Below are 13981 nucleotides of genomic sequence, written 5' to 3'. Positions count from 1 at the left end.
TCGTCGCGGGGTTCCATCCTGCCCTGTGAGACGGACACCCGCACCTGCTTCTCCCGCGCGATCAGAGGCGATACGGCCCGCCCTGTGGATAACTTCCGGATGCCTCGGCCGCGAGTTGCGAGGATGCTTCGGTGACCCCGCCCTCCGCCCCACCCGTCGCGACCGTGGTCGCCGAGCGCGTGCGGGAGCGGCTGCGCGCCGAGCGTGCCGACCCGTCCCGCGACCCCGATCTCGCCGTCCAGGTCGCCCGCGCCGAGGTGCGCCGCCACAACGACTTCGCGCTCGCACGGGGGCTGGCGCCCGTCGATGACGAGTCCGCGTGCGTGCGCGAGGTGCTCGCCGCGGTGGCCGGGTACGGCCCGCTGCAGGCGTATCTCGATGACCCGACCGTCGAAGAACTCTGGATCAACGCTCCCGACCGGATCTTCATCGCTCGCCAGGGAGTGCCCGAGCGAACCCCGCTCGTGCTCACCGACACGGCCGTGCGGGACCTCGTCGAGCGCATGCTTCAGTCCACCGGTCGTCGGGTCGATCTGAGCCAGCCCTTCGTCGACGCGTCGCTGCCGGACGGGTCACGCCTGCACGTGGTTATTCCCGATATCACGCGCCGTCACTGGGCGGTGAATGTGCGAAAGTTCCTGCCCGCATACCGCGACCTCGCGCGGCTCGTCGCGGCGGGGTCGCTCGACCCGCACGCGGCAGAGCTCCTTCGGTCCGCGATGGCGGACGGGCGCTCCGTCCTGGTCTCGGGTGCCACCCATGCCGGCAAGACGACCCTCCTCGGCGCACTCATCGCGGCCTGCCCGCCCGAGCACCGGATCGTCACGGTGGAGGAGACGTTCGAGCTCGCCGTCGCCGCCCCCGACGTGGTCTCGCTCCAGGGGCGGCAGCCGAGCCTCGAAGGCTCCGGCGAGGTGACCCTGCGGCGGCTGGTGAAAGAGGCTCTTCGCATGCGTCCGGACCGGCTTGTCGTCGGTGAGGTGCGCGGCGCCGAGGCGCTCGACCTGCTGCTCGCGCTCAACACCGGGGTGCCGGGAGCGGCCACCATCCATGCCAACTCTGCACGTGAGGCGCTGAGCAAGCTCGCTGCGCTGCCGCTGCTGGCGGGGCAGAACATCGACGGAGCGTTCGTGCTGCCGGCGGTCGCGGCATCCGTCGATCTCGTCGTCCACTGCCGACGCGACGCGGAGGGGATCCGGCGCGTGGTGGAGATCGTCGAGCCCACGAGGGTCGTCGAGGGCGTGATCGAAGCCACCACCCTGTATCGGGCTGGCGCGGCATGACGATCGTGTGGGGCGCGCTGCTCGCCGCCGGGCTGCTGCTCACCGCATCGCCGTGGCTCTGGCCGGTGCGGGTGGATGCACCGGCGGCGCCACGCCGCGGGAGGGTCGCGCGCCTGCTCGAAGACGCAGGCCTCGCGCGCTTGTCGACGACTTCGGTGACGATCGCCGCCGTCGGTGCCGCGGTGCTCGGCGCGGCGATCGCGTGGCTCGTTGCGCCGGTGCTCCCGCTCGCGCTGGTCGCCGCGGCGGCGGGTGGCGCGGCACCGTTCGCGTGGCTGCGCGCTCGACGCTCGCGCCTGCTGCGCACCCGCCGCAACCTCTGGCCGGATGTCTGCGACCTGCTCATCGCATCCGTGCGCGCGGGCATGTCCCTCCCTGACGCCGTCGCGAGCCTCGCCGAATCCGCGCCGGCCGAACTTCGTGCGCCGTTCGCGGTGTTCGCCCGCGATGTGTCGGCGTCCGGGCACTTCGATTCGAGTGCGCAGCGGCTGAAGGTGAATCTCGCCGATCCTGTCGCGGACCGGATCGTGGAGACCCTGCGGATGGCGCGGCAGGTGGGCGGAACCGAACTGACCACCGTGCTCCGGGCGCTGTCGACCTCTGTCCGGGCCGACGCCGCCCTTCGCGCCGAGGTGGAGTCGCGCCAGTCCTGGATCCGTGGCGCGGCCGTGCTGGGCGTCGCCGCACCATGGGTGATCCTCGCGCTGCTCGCGATGAGACCCGAGGGTGCCCAGGCGTACGGCAGTCCCGAGGGCATCGCCCTCATCCTCATCGGCGCGGCCGTGTCGGTCGTCGCATACCGGCTCATGCTCCGCCTCGGCCGGCTTCCCGAGCCCCGGCGGTGGTTCGGATGATGGCATTCGGCCTCGGCGACATCGCGTACGCGGTCGTTCTGGGCACGGCACTCGGAATCGGAGTGTGCCTGCTCCTGTCTCTCGCACCGCGATGGGGCGCGCCGAGCCTGGCCCGCCGGATCGCACCCTACATCCGCGACATCACCGACCCGCGCGGACTGGATGTGACCCCTCCGACAGCCCATGACGCCGCGCTCGCGTGGGAGACGCTTCAGCGACGCTTCGCCCGTGCACTCGGCGGCGACGAAGGCGTCGACCGGCGGCTGCGGCGCGCGGGGTGGACGATGGATGCCGCACGCTTCCGTGGTCGGCAGCTCGCGTGGGCGGTCGCCGGGATGGCGGTCGGCGGGGCGGTCGTGGTGGTCCTCGTGCTCCTCGGCCGAGGATCGCCCGCGCTCGGGCTCCTTCCTCCGGTGAGCGCTGTGCTCGCACTGCTCGCATGCGACGCCTGGCTCACCCGGGCTGCGAGCGCCCGGGCTGCTCGGATCCAGGAGGAGCTGCCGACGATCCTGGAGTTCCTCGCGCTGTGCCTGTCTGCCGGCGAGGGGATCCTCGACTCCCTGCGCCGGGTGAGCGAAGTGGGCGCCGGCGAGCTGACGAATGAACTGCGGGGTGTGGTGATCGCGGTGGGCACCGGATCGTCGCTGTCGGACTCTCTCGCACGGCTCGCGGATCGCCTCCAGATTCCTGCGTTCTCGCGATCGGTCGATCAGCTCGTCGCCGCGATCGAGCGCGGCGCGCCGTTGGCGCACGTGCTTCACGCCCAGGCGCTCGACGCTCGCGAGGATGCGAAGCGGAGCCTCATCGAACGGGCGGGGCGCAAGGAGATCTACATGCTCGTCCCGCTGGTCTTCCTGATCCTGCCGCTCAGCGTGCTGTTCGCGGTCTTCCCAGGGATCTTCATGCTGCGACTCGGAATCGGCTGACGCCGACCGGAAGGAGAACGATGAACACGACACGGATGCGACGCGCCTTCGACAGGCTGCGCGCCGCGGGGCGCGATCTCGCTGACGACGAACGCGGTGACGTACCGGGATGGGTGTTGATCACACTGATGACCGCGGGGCTGGTGGTGCTGATCTGGGCGCTCGCCGGGCCGGCACTGGCCGGGCTCTTCGAGCAGGCGATCTCGCGGGTCTCCGGCTTCTGAGTCGTGCGAGGCTTCCGCTCGTCCTCTACGCGTCGCTTCGACGCGCTCCTCCGTTCGCGGTTCCTGGGCTCCGCAAGGGCGCGTCTTGCGACGGCCCAGGCGGGTGACGAGGGCTCGAGCCCGGTCGAGTTCGTGCTCGTGGGCACTCTTCTGACCGTCCTCACGCTCGGGGTGCTGCAGTTCGGCCTCGCGGTCTATGTGCGAAACGTGGTGCACGATGCCGCCGTCGAGGGCGCCTACCATGCGGCGCTCGCCGACACGACGCTCGCAGAGGGAGCCGAGCGCACACGGGAGATCGTCGCCCGCACGGTCGGCACCGAGTACGCGACCGAGGTGATCGCACGCGAGACGACGGCGTTCGGATATCCGGCGGTAGAGGTGCGCGTCGCGGCGACGCTGCCTCTCGTCGGATTGCTCGGGGCATCGCGGTCGATGGAGGTGACCACGCATGCGCCCACCGAATCGCTGGACTGACGACGGCTGCGCAGGGGCCGGCGACATCCGCGCGGATCCTGGACTCGACGACGCCGAACGCGGATCCGCTGCACTCGAGTTCATCGTCGTGGGGCTGCTGATGCTGGTACCACTCGTCTACCTCATCGTCGCGCTCGGCCTCGTCCAAGAGCAGTCCCTCGGTGCCGAGGCCGGGGCGCGGCACCTCGCCCGTGCTGTGTCCACGGCGACGGGGGTGGAAGATGCGCGAGATCGAGCCGACCGGGTGCTCGCCGCGGTGAAGGACGAGTACGGGCTGGACGATGTCGATCTCGCGCTCACCTGCACGCCGGCGGGCGTGGCGTGCCCGTCCGCGGGTGCGACGCTGGTGGTCACCGTGCGCACGACCGTCGCCCTTCCGCTCGTACCGCCGGTCCTCGGCCTCGAGCGCATCGCGGTGGTCCCCGTCGAGGCGATTGCAGCGCACAGGGTGTCGCGATTCTGGGGCGGCGAGTGAACCTCCGCCGCTGCGCTCGTGCGGGCGGCCAGGCCGATGACGAGGGGAGCGTGCTGATTCTCACCCTCGGGTACGCTGTGCTGGCCCTCGTGGCGATCCTGATCTGCACCGCCGCCACGAGTCTGTATCTCGCTCAGAAGCGCATCGATGCGGTGGCGGATGCCGCGGCGCTCGCCGCAGCCGATGGGTTCGAGTTGACGGTGGTCGCCGACGAGCCGGTCGCCACGCTCACCGACGCCGGCGTGCGCGCGCAGGCCGAGTCCATGGTCGTCGAGATCGGTGGGGGAGCGGTGCTGGTGTCTGCCATGACCCCCGACGGGGTATCGGCGCGCGTCACGGTCGCCGGCACATGGCATCCCCCGGTGGTCACCCTTTTCGTGCCTGAGGGGGTTGCTCTCCAGGCGACCGCCACCAGTCGCACCGCGCTGCGCTGACATCGACCGCGCGTCTGCCGGTCGGTCCATGCCCCTGGTGCCGGAGGATGCCGCGCCGCTAGAGTGAACGCCGAATCGGTGCCGTGCCTCGCCACGCACCCGGACCGGAAGGAGGACGAACGATGGCTGTCTTCGCCATGCCCCGTGCTGTTTCCTCTTCCCAAAAGGTCGCCCACTTCCTTTGATCGATCGGCGGCCTCCTCTTCCTGGAGTGTCTGCCCGATGTCATCCCTGCGTTTCGACGCGTCCTTCCACCCTGCTTCCCCCGATCACGCCGCGTCCGGCGACTCCGTTCCCGAGCCCGGGCCCGACCAGCGCTGGTCGACGTGGCCGGCGTCCCCGCCGACCCAGCGAGGCCCGCTGCCCCATCCCGACTGGCTGGTGACGGCCAGCGGCGCCTTCGACACCGAACTCGGGGTCGTCAAGACCGGCAAGGAGGCCGACGTCCACCTGATCGAGCGTGCTGTGCCGGGCAGACCGGGCTCGCTGCTCGCCGCGAAGCGGTACCGCACCGCCCAGCACAGCGACTTCCATCGCTCGGGCAGCTACGAAGAGGGCCGCGCGATCCGCAATACGCGGGATGCCCGCGCCGTGCACCGCAAGACCTCGTACGGGCGCGGCGTCGCCGCCGGCCATTGGGCGGGAAGCGAGTTCGCCGCACTGACACGGGGGTGGCAGGCGGGTCTCCCGGTGCCCTACCCCGTGCAGGTGAGCGAGACCGAAGTGCTCATGGAGTTCATCGGTGACGGCCGCGTCGCCGCACCGCGACTCGCGCAGTCCCGTCTGCACGGGTCTCAGCTGGCGGGTGCCTACGACCAGGTGGTCGGCATCCTCGAGACGTTCGCGCGTGCCGGCTTCGCGCACGGCGACCTCTCGCCGTACAACCTGCTGGAGCATCACGGTCGCGTCGTGGTGATCGACCTGCCGCAGATCGTCGATGTCGCCGCGAATCCGCAGGGTCTCGACTTCCTGTACCGCGATGTCGTCAACGTGTCGACCTGGTTCGCGCGTCGAGGCCTCGATACCGACCCCGAGGCGCTGTTCGGCGATCTCGTCGGCGCTCTCTGGTGATGGGCGACGCGGCGCAGTCAGGGCGTCGTGCGCGGCACGAACCGCGGGACCCATCGCACGAACGCGAGGGCGCCGAGCAGACCGATCGCGCCGACGGCGCCGGTGGCGATGGCGAGCGAGGCGACCGCGGTGATCCCGGAAACGAGCAGCGGCGCGATCGCCCCGCCGGCGTCGGTGAGCGTGCGCCATGAGCCCAGGAACGGTGCCGGATCGTCTTTCGGGGCGACGTCGGCGCCGAGCGTGAGGAGGATGCCGCTCGACAGGCCGTTGCCGACGCCGAGCACCCCCGCGAACATCGCGAACCACATCGCGGCCTGTCCGCTCTCGTGCGTGAACGACAGGGCGATGAAGCCCGCGCCCATGAGGATCATCGCGGGAAGAGCTGCCCAGAGTCGTCCGAACCGGTCCATGACCTGGCCGCTGGCGTAGAAGAGCGCGAAGTCGATCGCGCCCGAGATTCCTACGACGAGCGCGATCGTCTGAGCGTCGAGCCCGATCGACACGCCCCACAGCGGAAGCACGACCTGCCGCGCCGAACGGACGGCGGACAGGGATGCCGCGGCCGCGCCCAGTCGCGAGAGCACACGGCGATAGCGCCACATCGTGCGGAGCACGCCGACGCGCTCGGTCGTGGGGATCGATCCGGTCACCGGCTCACCGGTGTCTTCGGCGAGAGTCGCATCGTCGAGAGCGACGGCGGATGTCACGAATTGTCGTTCCGGATCAGGTCCGAACAGCACGAGCAGCACAGTGGCGACGAGGCACGCGCCGAAGAACCAGATCGTGGCATGCTCGTCGCCGAGAACCGCGAGCAGGAGCGCCGCGACGAACGGCCCGATGAACATGCCCAGACGGAATGTCCCGCCCAGCAGCGACAGCGCTCGAGCGCGGAACTCGATCGGGACGCGTGTCGTCATGAACGAGTGGCGTGCGAGTCCGAACGCGGCGGCGCAGAAGCCGATCAGGAGAACCGAGAGCGCGAACAGTCCAAGCGAGGGTGCCAGGGCGAGCCCCACGACACCGGCGAGCGACACCGTGCCGGCGATCGCCATCGTGAGCCGCTCACCGATGCGCGCCACCGCCCAGCCCGCGGGAATGTTGCCGCAGAGTTGTCCGACGACGAGCGCGGACGCCACCAGGGCTGCGGTGGCGACATCCGCCCCGAGCTGCGCGGCGATCACCGGGATGAGAGGGATCACCGCTCCCTCGCCCAGTGCGAAGAGCACGGTCGGCCCATAGATCATCGGCCCGAACCGCCACAACACGTCGCGTGCGGTGGGGGAGTCGGGATGATCGGTCACAGCCATCCACGTTAGTCTGGACTGTCATGCTCGAACTCGATCTTTCCGCCGACATCCAGGCGCTCCGCTCCACCTTCGACGACATCCGCGCCGTCGTCGATGTCGAGGCGCTCACCAGCGAGATCGCGAGGCTGAACGACGAGGCCGGCGCCCCAGATCTGTGGGACGACGTCGACAAGGCTCAGAAGGTGACCAGCGCCCTCAGCCACCGTCAGACCGAGCTCAAGCGCATCACCGACATCGAACGTCGTCTCGATGATCTCGACGTTCTCATCGAGCTCGCGATCGAGATGGACGACGAGGACTCCGCCGAAGAGGCGCGTCGCGAACTCGCCGAACTCGAAGACATCATCGGCCAGCTCGAAGTGCAGACGCTGCTCGACGGCGAATACGACGACCGTGCCGCGGTCGTGACCATCCGCTCGGGAGCGGGCGGCGACGACGCGACGGACTTCGCCGAGATGCTCCTGCGCATGTACCTTCGGTGGGCCGAGCGGCACAAGTACCCCGTCAAGATCATGGACACGTCTTATGCCGAAGGCGCAGGCATCAAGTCGGCCACCTTCGAGGTCGACGCCCCCTACGCGTACGGCACGCTCTCGATCGAGGCCGGCACGCATCGTCTCGCGCGCATCAGCCCGTTCGGCTCCGCCGACAAGCGGCAGACCAGTTTCGCCGCCGTCGAGGTCATTCCCGTGATGGAAGAGGCCGTCGAGATCGACATCCCCGAGGGTGACATCCGCGTGGACGTGTTCCGTTCCTCCGGTCCGGGTGGGCAGTCGGTCAACACGACCGACTCCGCCGTGCGCCTCACGCACCTCCCGACGGGCCTCGTCGTGTCGATGCAGAACGAGAAGTCGCAGATTCAGAACCGCGCAGCGGCGATGCGCGTGCTCCAGACCCGCCTTCTGCTCCTGCAGAAGGAGAAAGAGGCGGCGAAGAAGAAGGAGCTCGCGGGCGTCATCACCGCGAGCTGGGGCGACCAGATGCGCTCCTACTTCCTCTACGGCCAGCAGCTCGTGAAGGATCTGCGCACCGGCCACGAGGTCGGAAACCCCGCGATCGTCTTCGACGGCGACCTCGACGGCTTCATCTCGGCCGGCATCCGCTGGCGCAAGCGCAAAGACAACGACTGATCGGGACACCTGTTGCCGACCCCGTGCGGCGACGCTCTCGATCCGGCGGATTCCGGATGCTTCGGCTCCGGGTGTCGCTGGAGCCGGTGACGAGGCATCCGCTTAGGCTCGTTAGGCCATGATCCGGTTCGAGAATGTCACGAAGCGCTTTCGCGGCACTTCGAAACCCGCCCTGAACAACGTCGACTTCGAGGTGCCACGGGGGGAGTTCGTCTTTCTCGTCGGCGCGTCCGGGTCGGGCAAGTCGTCGTGCTTGCGACTGATCCTGCGGGAGGAGACTCCGTCCGAGGGGCGGGTGGTCGTGCTCGGCCGCGATCTTCGAACGCTCTCCAACCGCAAAGTTCCCTATTTCCGGCGCCACGTCGGTGCCGTGTTCCAGGACTTCCGGTTGCTGCCGACCAAGACGGTGTTCCAGAACGTCGCTTTCACGCTCCAGGTGATCGGCTCCTCTCGCGGTTTCATTCAGCAGGCTGTGCCCGAGGTGCTCGCACTGGTGGGTCTCGCCGGCAAGGAGAAGCGATTCCCGCATGAACTCTCCGGTGGTGAGCAGCAGCGCGTCGCGATCGCCCGCGCTCTCGCGAACCGGCCCCAGGTGCTGCTCGCCGACGAACCGACCGGAAACCTCGACCCCGCGACATCCGTCGACATCATGCAGCTTCTCGCACGCATCAACGCCGGCGGCACGACCGTCGTCATGGCGACGCACGAGGCCGGCTTCGTCGACCAGATGCAGCGCCGCGTGATCGAGCTCGCGCATGGCGAGATGGTGCGCGACGAGCGTCATGGCGGCTACGGCGACACATCGGGAATCCCGAGCCTGCGACCCGAACCGGAGCGCGGGGCGGCCGCGGTCGCCGCCCTGACCGCCGTGCTCGAGGTGCAGCGCGAAGCGACGATCGCTGCGGCGGCGGGTCTGGATCCGACGATCGTCGGGCCCGACGACGATGTGGCGGATGCCGCCTCCGCGCCGATCCCGTCGGACCCCGCTGCCTCCGCCCTCGCTGCCTCCGCCCCTGCGGCCCCCGTACTCGCGCCGCAGCCGGTCACCGTGGTCGAGCCTGACGCTGCCGACGTGCCCCCGCCTGCCCGCCCCGCGGCTGTGCCAGACCGTGTCGAAGAGCCGGAGACGGCATCCGATCTCCCTCCGCACACGCAGCCGATCCCCGTAGCCGACCTCGACGAGATGGATGTGGCGGAGCTGGGGCTGGCCGATCGGCTCGGCCTGGGCGAGACCGAGCCCGATGACGAAGTGGGGCCGACCTCATGAGGTTCGGACTGATCCTCTCCGAGGCCTTCACAGGTCTCCGTCGCAACGTATCGATGGTGATCTCTGTCGTCCTGGTCACTTTCGTGTCGCTCACTTTCGTGGGTGCGGCGATCCTCATGCAGATGCAGATCGGCACGATGCGGGACTTCTGGGTCGACCGCGCGCAGGTCGCCATCTACATGTGCACCGACATCTCGCAGGCCGCGACGTGCACAAACGGCGTGGCCTCGCAGGAGCAATTGGATGCCGTGCAGGAGAAGCTCGACGGTGCCGCGCTGTCGCCGCTCATCCGCGACGTGCGCTTCGAAGACAGCGAAGAGGCCTACCAGAACGTCATCGAACTGCTCGGCGAGGACTACGCGAGCGTCATCACGGCCGACCAGCTGAACCAGACGTTCTGGATCAATCTCATCGATCAGCGGCAGTCCGACGTCATCATCGAGGCGTTCACCGGTACGCAGGGAGTCGAGGAGGTTCAAGACCAGCTGCAATATCTGGAGCCCCTCTTCTCCGCGCTCACCATCGCCACATACATCGCGATCGGCATCGCCGCCCTGATGCTGATCGCAGCCGTACTGCTCATCGCCACCACGATCCGGCTCTCGGCGTTCGCGCGCCGGCGCGAGCTCGGCATCATGAGGCTGGTCGGGGCGTCCAATCGATTCATCCAGACGCCGTTCATCCTGGAGGGCGTCTTCGCGGCGCTCATCGGCTCGCTGCTGGCCAGCGGCGCCGTCCTCGCCGGCGTGCACTTCGGTGTCAACATGTATCTGCGCGGCCGCGTCGAGTTCGTGACGACGTGGGTCGGAATGGCCGAGGCCTGGCTCGTCGTGCCCGTGCTCATCGTGCTCGGCGTACTGCTCGCGGCGGTGTCGGCGGGTGTGGCCATCCGCCGCTGGCTGCGCGCCTGACCGAGCCGGACGGGTGCGCGCCGACGCGCGGCGGGTTGTTCCCGGGGTAGACTGACAGGCTGTCGTCTGCCCGGCGAGATTCCGGAATCCGGAACGACATTTCACACGAGGAGACATCATGCCCAGGGAACGCGGTGAGAAGGTCGTCGCGACCAATCGTCGCGCGCGCCACGAGTACGCCATCGAGAAGACGTACGAGGCGGGCCTCGTGCTCACGGGCACCGAGGTCAAGTCGCTGCGGCAGGGTCGCGCCAACATCAACGACGGCTACGCCTACATCGACGGTGGCGAGGCATTCCTCGACGCGGTGCACATCCCGGAGTACTCGCAGGGCCACTGGACGAACCACGCGTCGAAGCGCACCCGCAAGCTGCTGCTGCACAAGGACGAGATCATCAAGCTCTCGCACGCGATCTCCGCGGGTGGGTACACACTCGTACCGCTGAAGCTCTATTTCTCGGATGGCCGCGCCAAAGTCGAGATCGCGGTCGCGAAGGGCAAGCGCGAGTTCGAGAAGCGCCAGACGCTCCGCGAGCGCGAAGACAAGCGCGAGGCCGAGCGCGCGATGCGCTCACGCAACCGCCTCGGCGACTGACCCGGCTCGGATGCCGCGGGCCGCGGCATCCGCCTCAACGAGTTCAGCGCGCGAGGAAGCGGGCTTCGACCGCCGACGACACCACGATGTCGTCGGGCTGGAGCTGTACCGCAGGTCCACCGCCGACGGAATCCGCCGAGAAGGCCGCCTTCGCCATGAGCACGCGCGGCGCCTGTGCCCCCTCCGGATGCTCCGGACGGGTGAGGAGCCCGACATCCGCGATCTCGAGCGGCGTCACGTTGCCGAGGCCGAGAGCGCCGGCATACGCGGCGGCACGAGAAACCGCGACTCCGACGGCCTGAGTGGCGACATCGCGCTCCGTTGCGGCGCGGGTCTCGGGCGTGAGCTTCCACTCGATCCAGCCGAGCTGCACGCCTTCGCGCTCGGCGACCTCGCCCGCCCACCACGACAGCACGGCGAAGTCGGTGAACGTGACCGAGAAGTCGACCGTGGCGTAGTACACCGGCGCGAGACGCTTGCCCTCGTTGTTCCACGGGCGTTCCGACCAGACCGACACGCGCTGACTCGTCCACTCGAGAACCGTGCCGGCGATCTTTCGCGACGCGAGATCGTCGCGCACCGGCTCGGTGAACGCCGCGATGCGCTCGACGACCGCTCCGCGCTCGGGCCCCTCCGCACGGATGGTCAGGTGAGCGACCGCACGCTCGGGGGCGATGCGGGTCTCGTGCTCCCCGCGGACCGTGATGACGACATCGCTCATGACGCCGACTCTACGTGACGGCCGCGACACGCCGTGCCGCGCCACGGGCGGACCGCGGGACCGATCAGTCGGGGAAGATCTGGCCGATCGGCAGCCGCTTCTCCGACTGGAATGTGTCTTCGGAGCGCCCGTACGCCCAGTACGCGGACAGCGACAGGTCGGCCCGCGCTACGCCGCGCTCGATCAGCAGCGGCCGAAGCGCCTTCATCGCACCTCGCTCGCCATGGGCGAACACCTGCACGCGACCAGCAGGCCACTCGAGGCGTTCGACGGTATCGACCAATCGTGCGCCGGGCGCCTCGTGGTCCTCGTCCACCCACTCCAGCGTGGCGGTCGCCGCTGTGGGCAGGGCGACGCGATGCTCGATAGAGCGCGCCTCGAGCACCACGGTGACGTGAGCGGTCTCAGGCAATGCCTCAAGAGCCGCGGTGATCGCGGGAAACGCGGACTCGTCGCCGATGAGGACGTGGTGGTCGGCTTCGCCGTCGGCGAGATACCCCCCGCCGGGAGAGGACATCGTCAGCCGATCTCCCGGTCCCGCGGTTGCGGCCCAAGGGCCCGCGACCCCGGCGTCGCCGTGCACCACGAAGTCGATGTCGACCGTCCGGCGGCCGGGGTCGACACGACGGATCGTGTACGTGCGGACCGTGGGGAGCTGGTCGAACGGAACCTCGTCGCGGAGCGCGGCGAGGTCATAGGGCGGCTCGAGAGGACTGTCCGCGGGCGGGAAGAAAAGCTTCGCATATTTGTCGGTCTCGATCCGATCGGCGAAATCGTCGAACTCATCGCCCGACAGAGTCACCCGTACCAATCCCGGCGTCAGCCATGTCGTCTCGACGACGTCGAGTGTGGTCTGGCGGGAGGGGGTCCGGCGAGGTGAGGTCACCCTTACATCGTAGAGCGCCCTGCCGGGGCTTGGACTTCGGGCGGGCCGGGAATGGCGGCAGAGCGGCATCCGTTGTAGTCTGATGTGCTCGGGTGTTTCGGCATCCGGCGTGGGAAATTCAACAGTGTGACAGCGGCCCTTCGAAAGAAGGCTTCATGGGGATGATCGGTTTCGACATCGCCTGTGAATCTGCGAGAAGCGGGCCGAGGATGCAGGGTTATCTCGTTAACGATCCCCGCAAACCAATAAGTGCCGAAACCAAGCGCACTGAGTTCGCCCTCGCTGCATAAGCGAGCCTGAACTCCGTCAGACCGTAGGCGTTCCCGCTACGGACTCTGGCGTCATCTAGGGAACTTGCTGTGTGACGGCGTCTGGACGTCACCCGGGACTCTTCCCAGACTGGGCTCGTCGACTTAGGTGTCTGTGACAAAGGTCGGAGCCGAGTAGAACGTCTTCACAGAATGCGCCCGGAGAAGACGCAGTATCCCAGCGATGGACGGGGGTTCGATTCCCCCCATCTCCACCAATCCGCTGTCACGGAACAAGGCCCCGAGAGCCGCGCAATTGCGCGGATCTCGGGGTCTTCGTTCGTTTCTCGGGAGGCGACTCGAAATTGAATCGCCCACAAATCGCCCACAAACGCCGGCCGGCAGCACCGGGATGCGATCGTGAAGGCTCTCAAGCCGGTCTACACCGCCCCGTCGGAGCAGGCCGCGAAAGACCGGTTCGACGAGTTCGCGAGCGCGTGGGGCGGGCGATACCCGGCGATCATCCAACTCTGGAAGAGCAGCTGGGCGGAGTTCGTGCCGTTCCTCGAATACGACGTCGAGATCCGCCCGGTGATCTGCACAACGAACGCGATCGAGTCGATCAACGCAAGATACCGGCGGGCGGTCCGGGCGCGGGGACACTTTCCGAACGAGCAAGCCGCGTTGAAGTGTCTCTACCTCGTGACCCGCTCGCTTGACCCCACCGGCGCCGGCAGGGCACGCTGGGTGATCAGGTGGAAGCCAGCGCTCAGCGCGTCCGCGATCACCTTCGCCGGACGGTTCGAAAGAATCACCTACTGATGAAAACCACCGGACCCCACACACCGTCTATCGGACAGTCCCCGGAGGAGCGCGAGTCTACCCTGCGGGAGGTGGTCGGTCCGCGGTGGGGCGACGAGTACGGCCCAAGACGTGTTCCGGGATCCATCGTGGATGAGCTGGGAGCGACGTGGCATGGACGCATTCATCGCGTCCAGACCCGACGCGGTTCGGAACAGCCGGGAACGCCGAGATCTCGAAGCGCTGATTCCGGCATGGCGTGTAGGGCTGACCAAGGTCGTCACGATCCCTTGCCGTGGCGAGTACACCCCGCAAACTGGGCACGAATGCCCTGCTTGTCACCGACGGCACCAGAGCGGACAGCCGACTGTACA

At 68.5% G+C, this 13981-nt stretch carries 15 protein-coding genes, 1 other RNA gene and 1 pseudogene; 14 read left to right on the top strand and 3 right to left on the bottom strand.

What is annotated here, in order from left to right:
* Positions 1 to 131 precede the first annotated feature (131 nt).
* The 8 genes from KEC57_RS18355 (at position 132) to KEC57_RS18320 (ending at position 5741) form a co-directional block, all read left to right on the top strand.
* On the top strand, positions 132 to 1283 hold the full coding sequence (locus KEC57_RS18355; RefSeq protein WP_229386146.1) for a TadA family conjugal transfer-associated ATPase: 1152 nt from the start codon (positions 132 to 134) through the stop codon (positions 1281 to 1283).
* The gene (locus KEC57_RS18350; RefSeq protein ID WP_229386145.1) at positions 1280 to 2137 is read left to right on the top strand and encodes a type II secretion system F family protein; all 858 of its coding nucleotides are present in this window, start codon (positions 1280 to 1282) and stop codon (positions 2135 to 2137) included. Before KEC57_RS18355 ends, KEC57_RS18350 begins: the two co-directional genes overlap by 4 nt.
* On the top strand, positions 2134 to 3063 hold the full coding sequence (locus KEC57_RS18345) for a type II secretion system F family protein (RefSeq protein WP_229386144.1): 930 nt from the start codon (positions 2134 to 2136) through the stop codon (positions 3061 to 3063). Before KEC57_RS18350 ends, KEC57_RS18345 begins: the two co-directional genes overlap by 4 nt.
* A 35-nt stretch (positions 3064 to 3098) precedes the next feature.
* The gene (locus tag KEC57_RS18340; protein ID WP_229386207.1) at positions 3099 to 3287 is read left to right on the top strand and encodes a hypothetical protein; all 189 of its coding nucleotides are present in this window, start codon (positions 3099 to 3101) and stop codon (positions 3285 to 3287) included.
* A gap of 63 nt (positions 3288 to 3350) precedes the next feature.
* A complete protein-coding gene (locus KEC57_RS18335) occupies positions 3351 to 3761 on the top strand; it encodes a TadE/TadG family type IV pilus assembly protein (protein ID WP_229386206.1) in 411 nt (136 codons plus the stop codon).
* Entirely contained in the window at positions 3736 to 4236 is a 501-nt protein-coding gene (locus tag KEC57_RS18330; RefSeq protein ID WP_229386143.1) for a TadE/TadG family type IV pilus assembly protein, read from the top strand. The genes KEC57_RS18335 and KEC57_RS18330 overlap by 26 nt, the downstream gene beginning before the upstream one ends.
* A gap of 50 nt (positions 4237 to 4286) precedes the next feature.
* Positions 4287 to 4670, top strand: coding sequence for a hypothetical protein (locus KEC57_RS18325; protein ID WP_229386142.1), 384 nt, complete (start codon positions 4287 to 4289; stop codon positions 4668 to 4670).
* A gap of 222 nt (positions 4671 to 4892) precedes the next feature.
* Entirely contained in the window at positions 4893 to 5741 is an 849-nt protein-coding gene (locus KEC57_RS18320) for a serine protein kinase RIO (RefSeq protein ID WP_229386141.1), read from the top strand.
* Between the two features lie 17 nt (positions 5742 to 5758).
* On the opposite strand, the gene KEC57_RS18315 is transcribed toward KEC57_RS18320, so the two are convergent.
* Positions 5759 to 7048, bottom strand: coding sequence for an MFS transporter (locus KEC57_RS18315; protein WP_229386140.1), 1290 nt, complete (start codon positions 7046 to 7048; stop codon positions 5759 to 5761).
* 20 nt (positions 7049 to 7068) lie between these two features.
* Here KEC57_RS18315 and prfB point away from each other — a divergent pair, with 20 nt between their 5' ends.
* The 4 genes from prfB (at position 7069) to smpB (ending at position 10951) form a co-directional block, all read left to right on the top strand.
* Positions 7069 to 8178 (top strand): peptide chain release factor 2, encoded by a 1110-nt coding sequence (prfB, locus tag KEC57_RS18310; protein WP_229386139.1) that lies wholly within the window; start codon positions 7069 to 7071, stop codon positions 8176 to 8178.
* A 118-nt stretch (positions 8179 to 8296) separates the two neighbouring features.
* Complete coding sequence (gene ftsE, locus KEC57_RS18305; protein WP_229386138.1) at positions 8297 to 9445, top strand: cell division ATP-binding protein FtsE; 1149 nt, start codon at positions 8297 to 8299, stop codon at positions 9443 to 9445.
* Positions 9442 to 10356 (top strand): permease-like cell division protein FtsX, encoded by a 915-nt coding sequence (gene ftsX / locus KEC57_RS18300; protein WP_229386137.1) that lies wholly within the window; start codon positions 9442 to 9444, stop codon positions 10354 to 10356. Before ftsE ends, ftsX begins: the two co-directional genes overlap by 4 nt.
* Positions 10357 to 10474: 118 nt before the next feature.
* Positions 10475 to 10951 (top strand): SsrA-binding protein SmpB, encoded by a 477-nt coding sequence (smpB, locus tag KEC57_RS18295; RefSeq protein ID WP_229386136.1) that lies wholly within the window; start codon positions 10475 to 10477, stop codon positions 10949 to 10951.
* A gap of 43 nt (positions 10952 to 10994) precedes the next feature.
* On the opposite strand, the gene KEC57_RS18290 is transcribed toward smpB, so the two are convergent.
* Positions 10995 to 11672 (bottom strand): SIMPL domain-containing protein, encoded by a 678-nt coding sequence (locus KEC57_RS18290; RefSeq protein WP_229386135.1) that lies wholly within the window; start codon positions 11670 to 11672, stop codon positions 10995 to 10997.
* 64 nt (positions 11673 to 11736) lie between these two features.
* Positions 11737 to 12558, bottom strand: a complete 822-nt coding sequence (locus tag KEC57_RS18285) for a siderophore-interacting protein (RefSeq protein WP_229386134.1) — start codon at positions 12556 to 12558, stop codon at positions 11737 to 11739.
* Between the two features lie 157 nt (positions 12559 to 12715).
* Between KEC57_RS18285 and ssrA the strand changes: the two genes are divergently transcribed.
* Positions 12716 to 13084, top strand: a transfer-messenger RNA (tmRNA) gene (gene ssrA / locus KEC57_RS18280).
* Positions 13085 to 13199: 115 nt separating this feature from the next.
* Positions 13200 to 13628: pseudogene (locus KEC57_RS18275) on the top strand (transposase); the annotation flags it as partial.
* Positions 13629 to 13981: the final 353 nt, after the last annotated feature.

The sequence above is a fragment of the Microbacterium allomyrinae genome (assembly GCF_020682705.1).
GTDB lineage: Bacteria > Actinomycetota > Actinomycetes > Actinomycetales > Microbacteriaceae > Microbacterium > Microbacterium allomyrinae.
The sequence above is the reverse complement of the archived record's forward strand: the minus strand, read 5'-3'. Positions and strand labels throughout refer to the sequence as shown.

What these genes read in the sequence shown, in the direction of transcription:
- KEC57_RS18350 (WP_229386145.1), top strand. Translation starts at nt 1,280, where the DNA reads ATGACGATCGTGTGGGGCGCGCTGCTCGCCGCCGGGCTGCTGCTCACC.
- KEC57_RS18345 (WP_229386144.1), top strand. Translation starts at nt 2,134, where the DNA reads ATGATGGCATTCGGCCTCGGCGACATCGCGTACGCGGTCGTTCTGGGC.
- KEC57_RS18340 (WP_229386207.1), top strand. Translation starts at nt 3,099, where the DNA reads ATGCGACGCGCCTTCGACAGGCTGCGCGCCGCGGGGCGCGATCTCGCT.
- KEC57_RS18330 (WP_229386143.1), top strand. Translation starts at nt 3,736, where the DNA reads ATGCGCCCACCGAATCGCTGGACTGACGACGGCTGCGCAGGGGCCGGC.
- KEC57_RS18320 (WP_229386141.1), top strand. Translation starts at nt 4,893, where the DNA reads ATGTCATCCCTGCGTTTCGACGCGTCCTTCCACCCTGCTTCCCCCGAT.
- KEC57_RS18315 (WP_229386140.1), bottom strand. Translation starts at nt 7,048, where the DNA reads ATGGCTGTGACCGATCATCCCGACTCCCCCACCGCACGCGACGTGTTG.
- prfB (WP_229386139.1), top strand. Translation starts at nt 7,069, where the DNA reads ATGCTCGAACTCGATCTTTCCGCCGACATCCAGGCGCTCCGCTCCACC.
- ftsE (WP_229386138.1), top strand. Translation starts at nt 8,297, where the DNA reads ATGATCCGGTTCGAGAATGTCACGAAGCGCTTTCGCGGCACTTCGAAA.
- ftsX (WP_229386137.1), top strand. Translation starts at nt 9,442, where the DNA reads ATGAGGTTCGGACTGATCCTCTCCGAGGCCTTCACAGGTCTCCGTCGC.
- smpB (WP_229386136.1), top strand. Translation starts at nt 10,475, where the DNA reads ATGCCCAGGGAACGCGGTGAGAAGGTCGTCGCGACCAATCGTCGCGCG.
- KEC57_RS18290 (WP_229386135.1), bottom strand. Translation starts at nt 11,672, where the DNA reads ATGAGCGATGTCGTCATCACGGTCCGCGGGGAGCACGAGACCCGCATC.